This is a genomic window from Pseudomonas sp. SCB32 (assembly GCF_009189165.1).
GTDB lineage: Bacteria > Pseudomonadota > Gammaproteobacteria > Pseudomonadales > Pseudomonadaceae > Pseudomonas.
Map to the genome: position 1 here is coordinate 3,815,931 of NZ_CP045118.1, position 19,654 is coordinate 3,835,584.

Sequence of the window (19,654 nt, forward strand, 5' to 3'; positions counted from 1 at the left end):
GACGCGGGCAAACCGCCCCGACTCACCCGAGGAGATTCGATCATGAGCAAGACCGTCATCGTCACCGGCGCTTCCAGCGGCCTGGGCTTCGCCATCGCCGAGGCCTACCTGGCGCGCGGCTACAACGTGGTGGGCAACGCCCGCAGCCTGGCCCGCCTGCAGGAGGCCGCGCAGAAGCTGGGCAACCCGGCCAACTTCCTGCTGGTGGAAGGCGACATCGCCAGGCCGGAAACCGCCAAGCGAATGTTCGCCCAGGCCACCGAAGCCTTCGGCAAGGTGGACATCCTGATCAACAACGCCGGCATCTTCATCGCCAAGCCGGTGACCGAGTACAGCGAGGCGGAGGTCGAGAGCATCGTCGACACCAACCTCAAGGGTTTCTTCTACCCGTCCCAGGCCGCCGCGCAGCACATGGCCGCCAACGGTTCGGGGCACATCGTGACGATCACCGCCGCCATCGCCATGCAACCCAACGCCAAGGTGCCGGCGCTGCTGCCGGTGTTGATCAAGGGCGGCCTGAACAGCGCGGTGCGCGGCCTGGCCCTGGAACTGGCCGGCTCCCAGGTGCAGGTCAACGCCGTGGCGCCGGGGATCATCCAGACCCCGATGCACGCCGACAACGCCGAAACCCGCGCCTTCCTCGGCGGCCTGGCGCCCACCGGCAAGGTCGGCACCCCGCAGGACATCGTCGACGCCGTGCTCTACCTGACCGACTCGACTTTCGTCACCGGTGCCATCCTGAACGTCGACGGTGGCTCCACCACCGGCACCTGGTAAACCACAGGAGAACCCGAGATGCCTTACGTGAACATCCAGGTCACCGACGAAGGGGTGACCGCCGAGGAGCGCCGCCTGCTGATCGAAGGCGTGACCGAACTGCTGGAGCGTGTGCTGAGAAAACCACCGGCGAGCACCTTCGTGGTGATCCAGGAAATCCCCACCGACAGCTGGGGCGTGGGTGGCGAGACGGTCAAGGCGCTGCGCGCGCGGGAAAAGAAACCCGCCGGCTGAGGCTGCGGGCACGCCGGGGGCCCGCCAGGGCCTCCGGCAATTGCGCTGCACTGTTGTGGTGCTGCTAGGATCGCGGGATACCGTTTTCGCCATCGCCGAGGCAAGGAATGCTCGCCGCGCTCAAGCGTTATCCGCTACAGGTCAACCTGCTGCTCTGCGCCACCTTCCTGCTGACCCTGGCGCGCGGCATCACCCTGCCCTACCTGGTCATCTACCTGTCGACCAACTTTGACCTGCCGGTCGAGCGCATCGGCCTGGTCATGGGCGGCGCGCTGTTCGGCGGTGCGCTGCTGAGCCTCTACGGCGGCTACCTGATCGACCGCCAGCCGGGCTTCCGACTGATCCTCGGCTTCGGCCTGTGCTTCGTCGCCGCCTTCCTCGGCATGCTGCTGACCCGGCAGTTGTGGCTGTTCTTCCTGTTCCTGCTCGGTTTCAACTTCGCCTATTCGGTCACCGACGTGGTGGTGAAGACCGTGTTCGGCCGCCTGCTCGCGGCGGGCGAACAGGGCCGCGCCTTCTCCATCCGCTACACCCTGATCAACCTCGCCTACGCCATCGGCCCTTTCATCGGCGCGGCGCTGGCCCATGTCAGCCAGAAGCTGCCGTTCATGGTCTCCGCCGCCCTCGGGGTCGTCTTCCTGCTGGCCTTCCTGCGCTATGGCGACCGCGACATGCGCCCGGCCGGCGGCAGCGCGCCGCCATCCTTCCTCGCGGTGATGGGCGTGCTGTCCAAGGACCATCGGCTGATGTACTTCACCGTCGGCGGCGTGCTAACCGCCGTGGTGTTCGGCCAGTTCTCCGCCTACCTGTCGCAGTACCTGGTGACTACCAGCAGCGCGGAATACGCCTACCAGGTGATCCAGACGCTGCTCGGCGTCAACGCGGTCTCAGTGCTCGCCCTGCAGTACCTGCTGGGCAAGCGTATCGACAACGACCACCTGCAGCGCTGGCTGATCATCGGGCTGGGGCTGTTCGTGCTCGGCATCGTCGGCTTCGGCCTGTCGCAGAACGTGATGCACTGGGGGCTGGCGATGGTGGTGTTCACCCTCGGCGAGATCATCGTGATCCCCGCCGAGTACATGTTCATCGACCGCATCGCCCCGCCGCACCTGCGCGGCGTGTACTACGGCACGCAGAACCTGTCGAACCTCGGCGGCGCCGCCGGGCCGGTGCTGGTCGGCTTCGCCCTGAGCCTGTGGGCGCCGCACTGGGTGTTCGTGATGCTCGCTGGCTGCATCGTCATCGGCGCCTTCTTCTACGTCGCCGGCGCCTCGCTGTCCCCGCCCCGGCCACGGGACTGACGGAGTACCTTGCGAGGCTTTTCCGACCGCCCGCGCGACGTGGCGCGGATGGCGACGCTCATCAGCCGCTGGAACTTCGGGCAGGCCAGGTGATCCGGCGCCTGGCACTCGGCGGCGTGGCGCAAGCTGTCGCGGATCGCGCTGAGCCGGCGGATGCTGCGGTCCAGTTCCTCCGCCTTTTCCCGCAACAGATCGCGGTCGATCACCGGCCGCGCACCGCCGACGAAGATGGCACCGATCTCCTCCAGGGAGAACCCCGCCTCGCGGCCCAGCGCGATCAGTGACAGGCGCGGCAGCACTTCGTCGCTGAACACCCGGCGCATGCCGTTGCGGCCGATCGAGCGGATCAGCCCCTTCTCCTCGTAGTAACGCAGGGTCGAGACCGGCAGGCCGGACCAGCGCGCTACCTGGCCGATATCCATCTCTTTCATGCTTGACCTCAAGTCGACTTGAGCTGGAATGCTGTGTTGATCGGAGCTTCACCATACCCATTCAGGAGACTTTCATGAACCCGATCGACACCTTCCTGCTTCACAGCCTGCTCATTGGCATCGTCGCGACCCTGGTGATGGACGGCTGGACACTGCTGCTCAAGCGCGTCTTCGGCGTCCCTTCGCTGGACTACGCCATGGTCGGCCGCTGGATTGGCCACATGCGTTACGGCCGCTTCCACCACACCGCCATCGGCAAGGCGCAGTCCATCGCTGGCGAACGGGCGCTGGGCTGGATCGCGCATTACCTGATCGGCATCGCTTTCGCTGCCGCGCTGCTGCTCCTGAGCGGCCCTGACTGGCTGTCCCGGCCCGGCCCGCTGCCGGCGCTGCTGTTCGGTCTGGTCACGGTCGCCCTACCCTACCTGGTGATGCAGCCCGCGCTGGGGATGGGCATCGCCGCCAGCAAGTCGCCCGCTCCACGCAAAGCACGGATCAAGAGCCTGGGTACGCACCTGGTGTTTGGCGTCGGCCTGTACCTGGGCGGGCTGGTCAACGCCGCAATGGCGGCCATCGCCGGTTGATGGCACGGCGGCAGAAGGAGCCTCGAAAACCCTCGACGGCCGGAAGCGCTGGCGTGTCGGGCCGACATCATTCGGCACGCCGCCAGTCCCTGCGCGGCTGCGTCGTTGCGGCGGGCGCGCAAGAGCCCGCTGCTCTGGCCGGTATTGTCACAAGGCCGATTGTCCGCGCCTTGCGAGAACTCGCCTTTTCATTGACGTATGAGGCCTTCCTTGTGGAGCCGGGCCACGACAATGGTCATTCCGCAGGTTGCTGCGGCAATCTTCTCAAGTCCTTCCCAGCCCCCACCCGGGCGGCCTGCCGTCGAAGCACCGCCCCCAGGAGTCCATCATGCCTGGTACCCAAGCCCGCGCCCTGCGCGCCGTGCGCTCCGCCTCGTTCAACAATGACGTGGTCGTCGAGCTGCTACGGGAAATCACTCCGATGATCGATAGCCACGAGCTGGGCCGCCGCCTGCGCTGCGCGACCCGGCAACTCGAACACGACGCCCATACGCTTGAAGACGTCTGGGCGGACATGGTCGCCAACGGCGCCTGCGTCACGCAACGCTCGCGGCAGCGCTGACGCACCCGCTCAGGCGTGCTGGATACCCGCGCGCTTGAGCAGCTGCCGGCAACGCTCCGACAGGTGCACCACCCGCAGCTGCTTGCCCGCCTTGGAATAGCGCTCGCGCAGCGTCTTCAGCGCGGCAATGGCCGAGTAGTCGACGAAGCTCAGGTGCGCGCAATCCAGGGTCACCTGCCGCGGATCGTTCGCCGGGTCGAACTGGTTGAGGAACGTCGTGGTCGAGGCGAAGAACAGCGTGCCGTGCAGGCAGTAGAGCCGGCTGCCGTCGGCCTCGTCGTGCACGTCGGCATACAGCTCGCGGGCATGCTTCCAGGCAAAATCCAGGGCGGCGATGACGATGCCGCAGAACACGGCGATCGCAAGGTCGGTGGCCACGGTGATCGCGGTCACCGCGATGATCACCAGCACATCGCTGGTCGGCACCTTGTTCAGCACCCGCAGCGAGGCCCAGGCGAAGGTCTGCTGCGACACCACGAACATCACCCCCACCAGCGCCGCCAGCGGAATGCGTTCGATCAGCGGCGAGAGAAACAGCACGAAGAGCAGGATCATCACCCCGGCCACCACACCCGACAGCCGGCCCCGGCCGCCGGAACTGAGGTTGATCACCGTCTGCCCGATCATGGCGCAGCCACCCATGCCGCCGAACAGGCCGGAGACGATGTTGGCGCCGCCCAGCGCCACGCATTCGCGGTCGGGGAAGCCACGGCTCTCGGTGACCTCGTCGGTGAGGTTCAGGGTCAGCAGGGTTTCCAGGATGCCGACCATCGCCATGAGGAAGGCATAGGGCGCGATGATCCGCAGGGTGTCCAGGTTCCACGGGATGTCCGGCAGGGCGAACTGCGGCAGGCCGCCAGCGATGTGCGCCATGTCGCCCAGGGTGCGGGTCGGCAGGCCCAGCAGGTAGACCAGCAGGCCCACGCCGAGGATCGCCACCAGCGCCGGCGGCACCGCGCGAGTCAGCCTGGGCAGCAGGTAGACCACCGTCATGGTCAGCGCGACCAGGCCGAGCATCAGGTACAGCGGATTGCCGCTGAGCCAGTGTTCGCCGTCCTTGAAATGCTCCAGCTGGGCCAGCGCGATGACGATCGCCAGTCCGTTGACGAAGCCCAGCATCACCGGATGCGGCACCATCCGCACCAGCTTGCCCAGGCGCAACAGGCCGAAGGCGATCATCACCAGGCCGCCCAGCAGCACCGTGGCCAGCAGGTACTGCACGCCGTGCTGCACCACCAGCGCGACGATCACCACCGCCATCGAGCCGGCCGCGCCGGAGACCATGCCGGGCCGGCCGCCGAACAGCGCGGTGAGGGTGCAGAGGATGAAGGCGCCATACAGCCCCATCAGCGGATTGAGGTGGGCGACCAGGGCAAAGGCGATGCACTCGGGCACCAGGGCGAAGGACGTGGTCAGTCCTGCCAGGACATCGGCACGCAGGCGGGCGGGTTTCATGGTTCGACTCAGGAAGGGTGCTGCGAAAAAGGCCGCCAATGGTACGGAAATGCGCCGTGCCCGACCACTCGCCACACCCGCGCGACGTGCCGGTCAGCTCTCCGGAATCGACGGCCCGATCTCGACGATACGCCGCACATAGATGAGCGGCTCGGGCATGACCGGGTCATCCAGCGCCTCTCCCGAGAAGCACCGCCAGTGGTTGGCCACCATGTCGTAGCCCGACAGCTGGCTGAAGGCCACACCCGCCGAAAACCGGGGGTTGATGTCCATCAGCAATGGCACGCCGGCATGCACCAGAAACTCGATATTGATGCAGCCATTCAGATCGAGGGCGCGGGCGACTTCGAGCGCCCTGTCGATCAGCACTGGATCATTGAGCATCTTGACGGTCATACCGGCGCCGTTGGAGGTGCGCACCAGCTCCTGCCTGGCCATGGCCGCCGAGCGCCCGGTGCTGCGCTGGCGCACGACATCCACCACGCACACCTCGCCATCGAGCAGCGGCTGCACGACATAGCCGAGACCATCCAGCTTCCTGAGGAAGTGCCGCAGGTCATGGGCATCGTAGATCCGCTCCAGCCCTTCGCTGCTGCGCCCCCCGCGTGGCTTGGCGATCATAGGGAAGACCAGCCCCGCCAGGGGAAGCTCCTCCAGGCGCCAGGTGGGAATGGTGCGAATGACCGGGTCGTTGCAGAACACGTCGAAGACGCGCCACTTGTCGCGGCTGACGCGTATGCCTTCGACCGGAGACATGCACAGCGTAATGCCACGACGGGAGAAGGCCTCATGGTGCAGGGCGAAGGCATCGATCTCCACATCCGTCAGCGGCAGCACATGGGTGACCCCTTCGGATTCGCAGAGGGACAGCACGCGGCGGACATAGGCTTGGGAGTCCCGCGGAGCGGGCACCCGATACACGGTATCGAGCAAGGCAGAGGTGGCCGTCCATTCCTGCGGAACCGAGCTACTGCCCAGGATTCGCATGTGAGAACAACCGCGCAACGAAGTGATTACCGCTTCTGCGGAGAAGGAACCGATGGCGGTGACCAGAAGCGTTGGGGAGGAACCGCGGGCTGGTCGCGTATTCATTTCGCTTTCCCACCGCCGACGCGTCGGGAAAGCAGTGGAGCAGGGTCACCAGCGCCCATTTCCAATGGCCTCGCATTGATTCTACTGCCTTACCGCCGAATCACCCTCCTGGCCCTCTTTTCCTATACACCCAGCGTAGACCCTAAACATGCAGGCAGCGGAGCTGCTCATCGCGAACCCGACGAAGCCACGCTCCCACTCTGCGCAGGCAGCTACGCCCTACCCGGCCTGGCCCTGCACCAGCGCGCCGTGCAGGAATAGCTGCTCGAGCACGCTGGCCGAGCTGGAGCTGGCCGCCCGGCCGTAGCGCACGGCATCGACCATGCCGTAGATCATCGAGAGGAAGAGTTCGGTGAAGACCGCGGCAGTGATGTCGATGCGGAACACGCCGCTCTGCTGGCCGCGCAGGAAGAAGGCATCCACGGCGTCGGTGTAGTAGCTCCAGCGCTCGGTGGCGTCCTCGATGTCGAGGCTCTCGGCGCGGTACTGGAAGAGCAGGAAGGCCAGCATATCGCGGTGCTTGAGGTGCTCGCCGATCAGTTTGCGCAGGGCATCCAGCGGTTGCGCCTGTTGCAGCTCGGCGGCCTCGAGGATCTGCCGGATCACCGAATGTCCGTGGGTCTCCAGCGTCTGCACCAGGTTGTCGCGGGTGCCGCAGAAACGATGCAGCGTGGCCTTGCTCACCCCTGCCGATTCCGCCAGCTCCTTCAGCGTCGCCCGAGGGCGATCGACGATGGCCACGGCCAGCGCGTTGAGAAGACGTTCATCGTGGGCAGTGGGTGCCATTCGTAGCCTCGGAACTGGATGTTGGATTGTCTCATTGTGCAGAAAAAGACCCTCCTTTTGAAAGGAGATGACACATTTTATACAAAACAGAAGCATATGAGACAATATTGACTCATTTTGAATTTATAAGGATCATACGCACCTTTCCAGTTAGACAGACCCGGGTGAATCATGGGCAGCGTGCGTGCAGTAGGGATGATCAGTGCTTTGGTAGCGGCAATGGCACTGGCCGGTTGCGGGCCTTCGGGCGAGCCGGAAGCGGCCGCCGAGATCGCCCGTCCGGTGGATGTGGTGGCGGTGGTTACCGAGCCACTGGTGTTGACCTCGGAGCTGCCGGGGCGCATCGAGCCCATGCGGGTGGCCGAAGTCCGCGCGCGGGTGGTCGGCATCGTGCTGCAGAAGCGCTTCGAGGAAGGCGCCGACGTGAAGGCCGGCGACCTGCTGTTCCAGATCGACCCGGCGCCGCTGAAGGCCGCCGTGTCCCGTGCCGAAGGCGAACTGGCGCGCGCCCAGGCCTCGCTCTATGAGGCGCAGGCGCGGGTCAAGCGCTACGAGCCGCTGGTGAAGATCGAAGCGGTCAGCCAGCAGGACTTCGACAGCGCCACCGCCGACATGCGCAGCTCGCAGGCGGCGGTGCGCTCGGCACAGGCGGACCTGGAAAGCGCGCGGCTGAACCTGGGCTATGCCTCGGTCAAGGCACCGATTTCCGGGCGCATCGGCCGTGCGCTGGTCACCGAGGGCGCGCTGGTCGGCCAGGGCGAGGCCACGCTGATGGCGCGCATCCAGCAGCTCGACCCGATCTACGCCGACTTCACCCAGCCGGTGGCCGACGCGCTGCGTCTGCGCGAGGCGCTCAAGGGCGGCAACCTCTCCGCCGGGCAGAGCCAGGCGCTGAGCATCCGTGTCGACGGCACCAATTATGAGCGCCAGGGCGAGCTGTTGTTCACCGATGTCTCGGTGGACCGTGGCACCGGCCAGGTGTCCCTGCGCGGCAGCTTCGCCAACCCCGACGGCGTGCTGCTGCCGGGCATGTACGTGCGGGTCACCGCGCCGCAGGGCAGCGACGCCAAGGCCATCCTGGTGCCGCAGCGCGCCGTGCAGCGCGCCACCGACGGCAGCGCCCACGTGCTGGTGATCGGCGCCGACAGCCGCGTCGAGGCCCGCCAGGTGCAGACCGGCGCCATGCAGGGCTCGCGCTGGCAGATCAGCCAGGGCCTGGCCAGCGGTGATCGGGTGATCGTCGGCGGTCTCACCGGCCTGCAGCCGGGCAGCAAGGTCGAAGCGCGCCAGACACAGGAGCAACAGGCGGCACGCCAGTAAGGCCGGGCTCGTCGCGAGGAATCTTTCATGTCCAAGTTCTTCATCATGCGCCCCAACTTCGCGTGGGTGGTGGCGCTGTTCATTTCCCTGGCCGGCCTGCTGGTCATTCCGCTGCTGCCGGTGGCGCAGTACCCCAACGTGGCGCCGCCGCAGATCGCCGTGACCGCCACCTACCCCGGCGCCTCCGCGCAGGTGCTGGTGGACTCGGTCACCAGCGTGATCGAGGAGGAGCTCAACGGCGCCAAGGGCCTGCTGTACTTCGAATCCACCAGCAACTCCAACGGCATGGCCGAAGTGGTAGTCACCTTCCAGCCCGGCACCAACCCGGAGCTGGCTCAGGTGGACGTGCAGAACCGCCTGAAGAAAGCCGAGGCGCGCATGCCCCAGGCCGTGCTCACGCAAGGCCTGGAGGTCGAGCAGACCAGCGCCGGCTTCCTGCTGATCTATGCACTCAACTACAAGGAAGGCGCCCAGCGCAGCGACACCACCGTCCTGGGCGACTACGCCGCGCGCAACATCAACAACGAGCTGCGCCGCGTGCCCGGCGTCGGCAAGCTGCAGTTCTTCTCCTCCGAAGCGGCCATGCGCGTCTGGATCGACCCGCAGAAGCTGGTCGGCTACGGCCTCTCCATCGATGACGTGAGCAACGCCATCCGTGGGCAGAACGTGCAGGTACCGGCCGGCGCCTTCGGCAGCTCGCCGGGCAGCACGGCCCAGGAAGTGACCGCCACGCTGTCGGTGAAAGGCACCCTGGACGATCCGGCGGAGTTCGGCCGCATCGTGCTGCGCGCCAATCCCGACGGCTCCACCGTGAAGCTGGCCGACGTGGCGCGCCTGGAAGTGGGCAGCGAAAGCTATAACTTCGCCTCGCGCCTGAACGGCAAGCCGGCGGTGGCCGGCGCCATCCAGCTGTCCCCAGGCGCCAACGCCCTGCAGACCGCCGCATTGGTGAAGGAACGCCTGGCCGAGCTGTCGGTGAACTTCCCCGACGACGTCGAGTACTCGGTGCCCTACGACACCTCGCGCTTCGTCGACGTGGCCATCGAGAAGGTGATCCACACCCTGATCGAAGCCATGGTGCTGGTGTTCCTGGTGATGTTCCTGTTCCTGCAGAACGTCCGCTACACCCTGATCCCGGCCATCGTGGTGCCGGTGTGCCTGCTGGGCACGCTGACGATGATGTACCTGCTGGGCTTCTCGGTGAACATGATGACCATGTTCGGCATGGTGCTGGCCATCGGCATCCTGGTAGACGACGCCATAGTGGTCGTAGAGAACGTCGAGCGGATCATGGCCGAGGAAGGCCTCTCCCCCGCCGCCGCCACGGTCAAGGCGATGGGCCAGGTGTCCGGCGCCATCGTCGGCATCACCCTGGTGCTCTCGGCGGTGTTCCTGCCGCTGGCGTTCATGGCCGGCTCCGTGGGCGTGATCTACCAGCAGTTCTCGCTGTCGCTGGCGGTGTCGATCCTGTTCTCCGGCTTCCTCGCGCTGACCTTCACCCCCGCACTCTGCGCCACCCTGCTCAAGCCGGTACCGGCGGGCCACCACGAGAAGCGCGGCTTCTTCGGCGCCTTCAACCGCGCCTTCGCCCGCCTGACCGAGCGCTACACCGTGCTCAACAGCGCGCTGGTCAAGCGCGCAGGGCGCTACATGCTGGTCTACGCCGGCATCATCGCCGTGCTCGGCTACACCTACGTGCGCCTGCCGGAATCCTTCGTGCCGGTGGAAGACCAGGGCTACATGATCGTCGACGTGCAACTGCCGCCGGGCGCCACCCGCGCGCGCACCGACCTCACCGGCCAGGAGCTGGAGCGCTACCTGATGTCCCGCGAGGCGGTCGACTCGGTGTTCCTGGTGATGGGCTTCAGCTTCTCCGGCATGGGCGAGAACGCCGCGCTGTCCTTCCCGACCCTGAAGGACTGGTCCGTGCGTAGCGCCGATGAGTCGGCCGACGCGGAAGCCGCGCATACCAACGAGCGCTTCGCAGGGCTCAGCGACGGCGCGATCATGGCGGTCACCCCGCCGCCGATCGACGGCCTGGGCAACTCCGGTGGCTTCTCGCTGCGCCTGCAGGACCGCGCCGGCCTCGGCCGCGAGGCCCTGCTGGCAGCCCGCGACCAGTTGCTGGGCGAGGCCAATGGCAACCCGAAGATCCTCTACGCGATGATGGAAGGCCTTGCCGAGGCGCCGCAGCTACGCCTGGAAATCGACCGCGACAAGGCGCGCACCCTCGGGGTGAGCTTCGAGTCGATCAGCAGTGCGCTGTCCACCGCCTTCGGTTCGTCGGTGATCAACGACTTCGCCAACGCCGGCCGCCAGCAACGCGTGGTGGTGCAGGCCGAACAGGGCGAACGGATGACGCCCGAAGCCGTGCTCAAGCTCTACGTGCCCAACGCCAGCGGCGAGCTGGTGCCGCTGTCCGCCTTCGTCAGCACGCGCTGGGAAGAAGGCCCGGTGCAGCTGGTGCGCTACAACGGCTACCCGTCGATCCGTATCTCCGGCGATGCGGCGCCCGGCGTCAGCACCGGCGAAGCCATGGCCGAGATGCAGCACCTGGTCTCCGGGCTGCCGGCCGGTATCAGCTACGAATGGACCGGCCTGTCCTACCAGGAGAAGGTCGCCAGCGGCCAGGCAAGCCAGCTGTTCGCCCTTGCCATCCTGGTGGTGTTCCTGCTGCTGGTGGCGCTCTACGAGAGCTGGGCGATCCCGCTCTCGGTGATGCTGATCGTGCCCATCGGCGCCCTCGGCGCGGTGCTCGCGGTAATGGTCGTCGGCCTGCCCAACGACGTGTACTTCAAGGTCGGCCTGATCACCATCATCGGCCTTGCGGCGAAGAACGCGATCCTCATCGTCGAGTTCGCCAAGGAGCTCTGCGAGAAGGGCTACAGCCTGCGCGAGGCCGCCATCGAGGCCGCCCGCCTGCGTTTCCGCCCGATCATCATGACCTCCATGGCGTTCATCCTCGGCGTGGTGCCGCTGACCATCGCCAGCGGCGCCGGCGCCGCCAGCCAGCGCGCCATCGGCACCGGGGTGATCGGCGGGATGCTCAGCGCCACGCTGCTGGGGGTGATCTTCGTGCCCATCTGCTTCGTCTGGCTGCTGTCGCTGCTGCGCCGCCAGCCCAAGCCCGCCCACACAACCCTTGAGGCCACGGAGTGACCGCCATGCGCAAACCAGCCTTTACCGCGTCGGCCCTGCTGCTGGCGCTGGCCCCGGCCCTGTTCCTGGGCGGATGCTCCATGGCCCCCACTTACGAGCGCCCCCAAGCCCCGGTCGCGTCCAGCTGGAGCGGCCCCGCCGCACAAGCCGGCCAGGCCGCGAGCAACCTGGACTGGCAGACCTTCATCGTCGACGGCGAGCTGCGCGGCCTGGTGAACATCGCCCTGGACAACAACCGCTCGCTGCGCCAGACCCTGCTGGACATCGAGCAGGCCCGCGCTCAGTACCAGATACAGCGCTCCGAGCAGGTGCCGGGGCTCAGCGGTACGGCCAACGGCAACCGCCAGCGCTTGCCGGGAGACCTGTCCGGTGACGGCCGCTCCGGCGTGAGCAGCACCTATCAGGTCGGCCTGGCGCTGCCCGAGTACGAGGTGGACCTGTTCGGCCGGGTGAAGAGCCTGACCGACGCAGCCCTGGAGCAGTACCTGGCCACCGAGGAGGCCGGGCGCAGTGCGCGCATCGCGCTGGTCGCCGAAGTCAGCCAGGCCTACCTGAGCTACGACGGCGCCCAGCGCCGCCTGCTGCTGACCGAGCAGACCCTGGCCAGCCGCGTGGATTCGCTGGACCTGATCGGAAAGCGCCGCACGGCCGGCGCCGCCACCGCGCTGGACTACCAGGAAGCGCTGGGGCTGGTGGAGCAGTCCCGCGCCGAACTGGAAAGCAACGCCCGGCAGAAGCAGCAGGCGCTCAACGCCCTGGTGCTGCTGCTCGGCTCACCGGATGCGGCGAAGCGCATTCCGCAGGTGCCACAGCCCAAGGCCATGCTGATCCAGGACATCGCACTCGGTACGCCATCGGAGCTGATTGAACGGCGCCCGGACATCCTCGCCGCCGAGCACCAGCTCAAGGCGCGCAACGCCGACATCGGCGCGGCGCGGGCGGCGTTCTTCCCGCGCATCAGCCTGACCGGCAGCTTCGGTACGTCCAGCGCGGAAATGTCCGGCCTGTTCGACGGCGGCTCGCGCTCCTGGAGCTTCGTACCGAGCCTGACGCTGCCGATCTTCGATGCCGGGCGCAACAGCGCCAACCTGGACCTGGCCAAGGTCCGCAAGGATTCCGCCGTGGCCGCCTACGAAGGCACCATCCAGACCGCCTTCCGCGAAGTGGCCGATGCGCTGGCCGCCACCGACACCCTGCGTCGCGAGGAAGTCGCCCGCCGTGCCCTGGTGAACACCACCCAGGAGACGCTGAAGCTGGCCAAGGCGCGCTACGAAGGCGGCGTCGACAACCACCTGCGCTACCTGGACGCGCAGCGCAACAACTTCATCAACGAAGCGGCCTACATCGAGACCAGCACCCAGCGGCAGCTCGCCCTGGTCGACCTGTTCCGCGCCCTTGGCGGTGGCTGGAGTGGGGATGCGGTGGCGCGGCGCTGAGCCGGCGCCGCACCACTACCTGTAGGAGCGCGCCATGCGCGCGATCGCGGGCATGGCGCGCTCCTACATAGTTTTCTGGGTGATCCCCCTTCGGGCCAGCGCAAGCGCTGTTCGCGATGGAGCCGCGTCCCGCGTTCGCGGGGATGACGTGTGCGGAGGATGATGCATAACGCCGTCACTCCCGCGAACGCGGGAGCCTAGAAGACAGTTGCTCCTACAGGGAGCTGGATGCTGCTCTCGTAGGAGCGGATCTTATCCGCGAGCCGCCGGCAAGGCCGGTGCCCGACGGTTCGCACCCAGCATCGGCATTCACCTGCCACCATCGATTCCGCCACGCTGGATTTCGCCGACAAGGTCCGCTCCGGCATTGTTTTCTGGGTGATCCCCCTTCGGGACAGCGCTTGCGCTGAACGCACTTCAGTGCGGCCCGAAGGGTGAGCGCAGCGAATAGCCCAAAAGACAGCTGCTCCTACGGGCTGGTTCGCCGCAGCGACTGATCAGGCGCCGAACACCGGTCGGAAGAAGCTCCGCTCGTAGCTGATGATGCAGCGGGTTTCTTCCGCGTAGCGGAACGCGGCCTGGCAGTCGGGATCGTCCATGGACTGCTGCCGGTAACGTTCGTAGTCAGCCAGGCTGGGAAACGTGAACATCGCCAGGGCAATGTTGCTGGCGCCTTCGGAGGGCAGGAAATAGCCATGGTGCTGGCCGCCGAAGCGCTCCACCAGGGGAATCCACAACCGGCCGTAATGTTCGAATTCCTTGAGCTTGTATGGGTCCAGCACGTAGCGCAGGTAACAGGTGACCATCTCGCCAACTCTCTTCCGGTGAAAGGAACAGCCACTGTACAGAGCAAAACCGAGCATCGGTAGGACGACTCAACGTTGTAGGAGCGCGCCATGCGCGCGAATCGCGGGCATGGCCCGCTCCTACAGGGTGCTCCGAACGGAGCTTCTCCACGTAATCCCGGCGCAGCGCGTAGGGCGCATAACCCGGATCAGGTGATCCACCCTACCGGGGCCGTCCGAGGCGACCTGCCCTATATCACCCCGCTTGGGTAGACTAGCCGGCCGCGGGGTTAGTCGCCCCATCCCACTGGCGTCGGCGCGAGGCCGGCGCGGAGCGTAACGGAATGCATTTCGAGATCATCCTGGACCTGTTCGCCGCCCTCTGCTTCGGCGCCCTGATCGGCATGGAGCGGCAATGGCGACAGCGCTTCACCGGCGTCGCCACCCACGGGCTGGTAGCGCTGGGCGCGGCCACCTTCGCTACCCTGCCCTTCCTCATGGACGCGCAGGACCAAGTGGTGCGCATGTCCGCCCAAGTGGTCACCGGCATCGGCTTCCTCGGCGCTGGCGTGATCATGCGCGACGGTCTGAGCGTGCGCGGCCTGAGCACCGCGGCCACGATCTGGTGCACCGGCGCGGTGGGCGTGCTGGCCGGCAGTGGTTTCTTCCTCGCCGCGCTGTCCGCCACCCTGCTGATCGTCCTCTGCAACCTGACGCTGCCGTCGGTGACCCGCTGGATCCAGCGCCACGCCCCCATCGAGCCGAGCAGCGAGCGTTACTACCTGGTCGAGGCGGTGACCGAACCACACCAGGAAGCCCTGGTGCGCTCCACCCTGCTCAATCGCCTGAGCGCCAACGGCCTGGCCCTGCAACGCCTGGAAAGCCATGCGCGCAAGACCGGCGGCGAGGTGGAAGTTACCGCCCTGGTGCTCGCCGCCAGCGGCAAGGACAGCCTCCTGGAGGCCCTGGTCGGCGAACTGGCGCTGGCGCCCTATGTCTCGGCGGCGTGCTGGTCGATCAGCGAAGAGCCGCAGTGAAATCCCGCCCATGAAAAAGGGAGCCAGATGGCTCCCTTTTTCATGGCTGGAAATCAGGCGAAGACGAAGTACTTGCGCACCGTTTCCACCACTTCCCAGGTGCCCTTCATGCCCGGCTCGATGACGAACACATCGCCGGCACGCAGGTGGATCGGCTGCTCACCCTCCGGGGTGATGATGCAGTAGCCGTCGAGGAAGTGACAGTACTCCCACTTCTCGTAGCTCACCTCGAACTTGCCGGGGGTGCAGATCCAGGTGCCCATGATCTTGCTGCCGTCTTTCGAGAGGTAGGCGTTGAGGTTGACGGTGTGCGGGTCGCCGCCGATGCGCTTCCACTTGGTGGCGTCCAGCACCGGGGTCGGACAGGTTTCGCGCAGCACGGTAATGAAGTCGGACATCTCAGCTCCGGGTCGATCCAGTGAAGGGCCCGTCACCATAGGTCGGCGCGCCAGGGAAGAGTTGCCTGGGGCCGACCTGCGGTTGTCCGTTGACGGCCTGTCTCAGCCCAGCCCTCATCGAACCGACTGATCGAGCGGGAATGCGCCCGTCACTGAATGCAAAAGCCCCGGCACTCAATCGAGCACCAGGGCTTCTGACCTTACTTCCCTTACCCGTCACACAGGCCCGTGCAAGGGGGATGACGCATTACCAGTTGTAACCGACAGAGCCACCCGCGGAGAAGCGACCCTGGGTGTCAGTGCTGCCACCGAGCTTGGTGGTCCACTTGCCGTCGTTGGACATGTGCGACACACCCACCGATACCGCGGACTGACCGTTGTAGTGGCCGACCCCGACTGCCGTGGTGCTGCCGCCATTGACGATCGGCTGCGACAGGCTGGCGATGGCGATGGCACCGGCGATACCCGCGCTGAGCTCGTCATCCTGCTTGCTCAGGTCACGCTTGAGGTCGTTGTAGCGCTCCGCGGACTGGCTGCTCAGGGCCTGCAGTGCGTCATTCACCTGGCCCACGTTGGCAGCATCGGTACGCTCAGTGCCGGCGGCCACATGAGTGATCTGACGCTCGTTGCCAGCACTGCCTACGGCCACGCTATTGTCGCGCTCAGCAACCGAGTTGGCGCCGATGGCCACCGAGTTCTTGCCCTTGGCCTTGGCGTTGGAGCCCATCGCGGTGCTGTTCGCACCCGAGGCATGCGCGCCTGCGCCCATGGCCACCGAATCGGTCCCCGAGGCGGTCGGCTTCGGCAGCTTCGAGGCGTTGTTCACCTGGGAGATATCGCTGACGCTGTCTGCGACCTTGACGATGCGGCTGTCGACATCGTTCACGCGCTTGCCCAGATCGGTAACGGCGCCATCCAGTTTCCCGGTCATGCCTTCGACCTTACTGTCGGTGTACGACTTGGACTCGGCCACGGCACCGTCGAGCTGGCGCAGGTTGACCGCATCGGTCGCTTCCTTGGCATCGGCCACGTTGCTGAGGGTACGGGTTTCACCGGTTGCGGCGTTGCCAACCGATACGGTGCCGGTGGTGGCGTTTGCCTGACCGGAGTACTTGCCGGTGTAGTTCTCGGCACCGCGACCGTTGTCGCTGGAGCCGCTGCCCAGGGCAATGCTGCCATCGGCGGAGGCTTGAGCATCGGCGCCCATGGCGATGGCACCTGCACCGCTCGCCTTGGCATTGCCGCCCGCGGCGATGGAGTCGGCACCGCTGGCAACCGAGTCATCCTTGGCCGAGGCCGTGTGGAAGTACTTGATGCCGCCGCCGTTGGCGATGTTCATCACGCTGCCTTCCAGGTTGCTGACGCGCCCATCGATGACGGCAACCTTGTTGTTGGTCTCGAACAGCTGGCCACCGTTGACGGCGTCCTTGCTATCGGCCGCCACGGCACCGTCGGCGACGTTGATCAGCTTGCGTGCGCCAGCGGTGCCGGCGAAGTCCACGGCTGCACCATCGGTGCCCTTGCCCACGGTCAGGTTTTCACCGGCGGCGGTCTGTTGCACCAGGCCGATGGTGCCGCTGTTGAGGTTATTGGTGATGGTGGCGATGTCACCTTCGACATTGGTCACGCGGCCATCCAGATGGGTGATCGACGCAGTGTTGCCGGCAATGTCAGCGGTGTTCTGAATGGTACGGGCATCGAGGTTGCCGATGCTGCCTTCATTGTTGGTCACGCGGACATCGAGGCTACTGATATCGCCCTCGTTGGTCGTCACGCGCTGGTCCAGCGACGAGATGTTCAGGGTGTTCTGAACCACTTGCTCGTTGGTGGTGAACAGCTGGCCACCGTTGACGGCATCCTTGCTGTCCTTGGCCACGGCGCCATCAGCGACGTTGATCAGCTTGCGAGCACCCGCGGTGCCAGCGAAGTCCACGGCTGCGCCGTCGGTGTCCTTGCCCACAGTCAGGTTTTCGCCAGCAGCGGACTGCTGAACCAGGCCGATGGTGCCGCTGTTCAGGTTGCTGGTGATGGTGGAGATATCACCTTCGACGGTGGTCATGCGGCCGTCCAGGCCGGTAATCGACGTGGTGTTGTCGTAAACGCGGCTGTCGATGTTGCTGATCGCGTCGCCCATGTTGTTGATGGTGCTGGTGGAGCCATCCGCGTTGGTCACGGTGTAGCTCGGTGCCGAGATGGAACCGTCGGCATTGACTACCGAGCCGCCACCCATGGCGTTGGCGACCGACTGGCTCACGCCGAACAGCTGGCCACCGTTGACGGCATCCTTGCTGTCCTTGGCCACGGCGCCATCAGCGACGTTGATCAGCTTGCGAGCACCCGCGGTGCCGGCGAAGTCCACGGCTGCGCCGTCGGTGTCCTTGCCCACAGTCAGGTTTTCGCCAGCAGCGGACTGCTGAACCAGGCCGATGGTGCCGCTGTTCAGGTTGCTGGTGATGGTGGAGATATCACCTTCGACGGTGGTCACGCGGCCATCCAGGTTGGTGATCGAGGTGGCGTTGCTGGCGATGTCAGCGGTGTTCTGAGCGGTACGGGCATCGAGGTTGCTGATATCGCCCTCGTTGGTCGTCACACGCTGGTCCAGCGACGAGATGTTGGTGGTGTTCTGCGCTACCTGCTCATTGGTCGCGAACAGTTGCGAACCGTTAACGGCATCGGAGCTGGCCGCACTCAGGTCGCCTGCGGCAACCTTGGAGATTTTCTGGGATTGCCCGGAACCATGGCTGGCGTCATACGCGCCAGTCGCAGCGTTCCACTGCAGAGCGTTCTGCTGAAGAGCGCCGATCTGGCCAGTATGGGTCGCTACAGTGCCTTCAGCCGCGGTCATGCGACCATCCAGGGTGTTGATGCTGTTGGTGTTTTCAGTGGTCTGCTGATTGGTAGCGAACAGTTGCGAGCCGTTGGTGGCATCGGTGCTGGTCGCCGACAACTGGCCGGCCGCCACGTTCTGCACGCGGCGCTCGGCACCGACGGAACCCATGCTCACCACGCCGACCGGAGCAGCACCGGCGAAGGTGTAAGTGCGCCCACCCACAGTGGCGCTGTCGTAGCGGCCAATACCGGCAGTGGTGGCGCCTGCGGCGGAAATCATGGATGAGTTACTGCCCAGCGCCACCGAGTTGCTGACGGTGTTGACGATGTTATTGCCCAGGGCGAACACATCGGTCTGGCCGGCGGCAACCGAGCCATTGCTGCCGATCACGGCACTGTTGTTGGCTTGAATGACGTTGGTATTGCCGAAGGCGAAGCTGCCACTACCGGAAATGTTGTTGTCGTTACCCACGCTGTAGCTGTTGTTGCCGGTGATGATGGTCGGGTCGCCGAAGGCACCCGAACCGCTGCCGGAAACCTGGTTACCGGTACCCACGCTCAGGGAATTCACACCCGACGCCACCGAGCCGTTACCGATGGCAATACCGTTGTTGGCCGAAACCTTCGAGCCATTACCGATGGCGACACCGTTGGTCCCCGTGCCGGTAGTGGCAGCCCGAACACCCAGCGCCAGGCTGTTGTTCGCCGCACTGGAAGCGCCAGTGCCAATACTCACGGCATCGGCACCCGCCGCATTGGTGGCCTGGTTAAGGTAAGTCGCATCGCCAACCGTGTTGCCCGCGCTGGACAGCTGGCTGGAAGTACCGATGGCGATGGAGCGCAGGCCGCTGGCGGTTGCCGACTGGCCCAGACCGATAGCACCAGTACCGGTCGCCGTCGCGACAAAGCCCTGGGCGATGCTGTAGTTACCGTTGGCCAGCGCTTCACGACCCGTTGCAATGGCACCCAGGCCATTGGCCAGGGCGTTGCCACCCAGGGCGAGCGAGAAATTGCGCAGCGCCTGGGAATGGGCACCGATGGCGACGCCGGTCTCCCCCACTACCGTTGCGCTGTCGCCGACAGCCACGCCGCCGCCACGACCGCCAGCGGTATAGCCGTCCAGCTTGAAGATTTTGTCGTCCGCGTCATTGGTCTTGGTCGAGGCATACGCACCAAGCGACACGTAAGAGCCCAGGGCATACTGGTTATCCCACGCCTTGGTCGGGGCATAGGAGCTGGTGCGGTACGCATACTGGTAGTAGTCGGTGTAGACGCTGTCATAGGTACCGCCACCCGCCTTGTATGCAGGACCTGCGTTGGCCGCTTCCATGCCAGCCATGCTCAGCAGTACGGCCGACAGCGAACCAACCATACCAGCCAGCAGGGCCCGGATGCTGCCGAGCAAAGCGAAACCAGCATCTTTCAGACTGCCCCACTGATTACTGGCGTTGGCTACCTGACCCGAACA

At 65.9% G+C, this 19,654-nt stretch carries 16 protein-coding genes; 9 read left to right on the forward strand and 7 right to left on the reverse strand.

Annotated elements, in window-relative coordinates:
- Positions 1-42 precede the first annotated feature (42 nt).
- From GA645_RS17385 to GA645_RS17395, 3 genes are all read left to right on the forward strand, one after another.
- Positions 43-777, forward strand: a complete 735-nt coding sequence (locus GA645_RS17385) for an SDR family NAD(P)-dependent oxidoreductase (protein ID WP_152224238.1) — start codon at positions 43-45, stop codon at positions 775-777.
- Between the two features lie 18 nt (positions 778-795).
- On the forward strand, positions 796-1,011 hold the full coding sequence (locus GA645_RS17390) for a 4-oxalocrotonate tautomerase family protein (RefSeq protein WP_152224239.1): 216 nt from the start codon (positions 796-798) through the stop codon (positions 1,009-1,011).
- Positions 1,012-1,118: 107 nt separating this feature from the next.
- The gene (locus GA645_RS17395) at positions 1,119-2,312 is read left to right on the forward strand and encodes an MFS transporter (protein WP_152224240.1); all 1,194 of its coding nucleotides are present in this window, start codon (positions 1,119-1,121) and stop codon (positions 2,310-2,312) included.
- Here GA645_RS17395 and GA645_RS17400 read toward each other — a convergent pair.
- Positions 2,267-2,743 carry a helix-turn-helix domain-containing protein gene (locus GA645_RS17400; RefSeq protein WP_152224241.1) on the reverse strand — a complete coding sequence of 159 codons (477 nt, stop codon included), beginning with the start codon at positions 2,741-2,743 and terminating at the stop codon, positions 2,267-2,269. The two genes, GA645_RS17395 and GA645_RS17400, sit on opposite strands and share 46 nt — an antisense overlap.
- Positions 2,744-2,817: 74 nt before the next feature.
- Here GA645_RS17400 and GA645_RS17405 point away from each other — a divergent pair, with 74 nt between their 5' ends.
- Both GA645_RS17405 and GA645_RS17410 read left to right on the forward strand, forming a co-directional pair.
- Complete coding sequence (locus GA645_RS17405; RefSeq protein WP_152224242.1) at positions 2,818-3,327, forward strand: DUF2938 domain-containing protein; 510 nt, start codon at positions 2,818-2,820, stop codon at positions 3,325-3,327.
- Positions 3,328-3,655: 328 nt separating this feature from the next.
- Complete coding sequence (locus GA645_RS17410) at positions 3,656-3,889, forward strand: hypothetical protein (protein WP_152224243.1); 234 nt, start codon at positions 3,656-3,658, stop codon at positions 3,887-3,889.
- Between the two features lie 9 nt (positions 3,890-3,898).
- Here GA645_RS17410 and GA645_RS17415 read toward each other — a convergent pair whose 3' ends face one another.
- The 3 genes from GA645_RS17415 to GA645_RS17425 all read right to left on the reverse strand — a co-directional run bounded on the left by GA645_RS17415 (position 3,899) and on the right by GA645_RS17425 (position 7,222).
- On the reverse strand, positions 3,899-5,344 hold the full coding sequence (locus GA645_RS17415; protein ID WP_152224244.1) for a SulP family inorganic anion transporter: 1,446 nt from the start codon (positions 5,342-5,344) through the stop codon (positions 3,899-3,901).
- Positions 5,345-5,437: 93 nt separating this feature from the next.
- The gene (locus GA645_RS17420) at positions 5,438-6,331 is read right to left on the reverse strand and encodes an ATP-grasp domain-containing protein (RefSeq protein WP_256675954.1); all 894 of its coding nucleotides are present in this window, start codon (positions 6,329-6,331) and stop codon (positions 5,438-5,440) included.
- Positions 6,332-6,655: 324 nt separating this feature from the next.
- Positions 6,656-7,222, reverse strand: a complete 567-nt coding sequence (locus GA645_RS17425) for a TetR/AcrR family transcriptional regulator (RefSeq protein WP_152224246.1) — start codon at positions 7,220-7,222, stop codon at positions 6,656-6,658.
- 171 nt (positions 7,223-7,393) lie between these two features.
- On the opposite strand from GA645_RS17425, the gene GA645_RS17430 reads away from it, so the two are divergent.
- Genes GA645_RS17430 through GA645_RS17440 form a run of 3 tightly spaced genes read left to right on the forward strand, consistent with a single transcriptional unit; the run spans position 7,394 to position 13,137 of the window.
- Positions 7,394-8,542, forward strand: coding sequence for a MexC family multidrug efflux RND transporter periplasmic adaptor subunit (locus GA645_RS17430; RefSeq protein ID WP_152224247.1), 1,149 nt, complete (start codon positions 7,394-7,396; stop codon positions 8,540-8,542).
- 27 nt (positions 8,543-8,569) lie between these two features.
- Entirely contained in the window at positions 8,570-11,701 is a 3,132-nt protein-coding gene (locus GA645_RS17435) for an efflux RND transporter permease subunit (protein ID WP_152224248.1), read from the forward strand.
- Between the two features lie 5 nt (positions 11,702-11,706).
- Complete coding sequence (locus tag GA645_RS17440) at positions 11,707-13,137, forward strand: efflux transporter outer membrane subunit (protein ID WP_152224249.1); 1,431 nt, start codon at positions 11,707-11,709, stop codon at positions 13,135-13,137.
- A 497-nt stretch (positions 13,138-13,634) separates the two neighbouring features.
- Here the strand turns inward: GA645_RS17440 and GA645_RS17445 are convergent, their stop codons facing one another.
- Positions 13,635-13,943 carry an NIPSNAP family protein gene (locus GA645_RS17445; RefSeq protein ID WP_152224250.1) on the reverse strand — a complete coding sequence of 103 codons (309 nt, stop codon included), beginning with the start codon at positions 13,941-13,943 and terminating at the stop codon, positions 13,635-13,637.
- Positions 13,944-14,266: 323 nt separating this feature from the next.
- Between GA645_RS17445 and GA645_RS17450 the strand changes: the two genes are divergently transcribed.
- Positions 14,267-14,959: an MgtC/SapB family protein gene (locus GA645_RS17450; protein WP_152224251.1), complete on the forward strand. Its 693-nt coding sequence runs from the start codon at positions 14,267-14,269 to the stop codon at positions 14,957-14,959.
- A gap of 53 nt (positions 14,960-15,012) precedes the next feature.
- Here GA645_RS17450 and GA645_RS17455 read toward each other — a convergent pair whose 3' ends face one another.
- Both GA645_RS17455 and GA645_RS17460 read right to left on the reverse strand, forming a co-directional pair.
- On the reverse strand, positions 15,013-15,357 hold the full coding sequence (locus GA645_RS17455) for a cupin domain-containing protein (protein ID WP_152224252.1): 345 nt from the start codon (positions 15,355-15,357) through the stop codon (positions 15,013-15,015).
- A gap of 247 nt (positions 15,358-15,604) precedes the next feature.
- Positions 15,605-19,591, reverse strand: coding sequence for a YadA-like family protein (locus tag GA645_RS17460; RefSeq protein ID WP_256675955.1), 3,987 nt, complete (start codon positions 19,589-19,591; stop codon positions 15,605-15,607).
- Positions 19,592-19,654 lie beyond the last annotated feature (63 nt).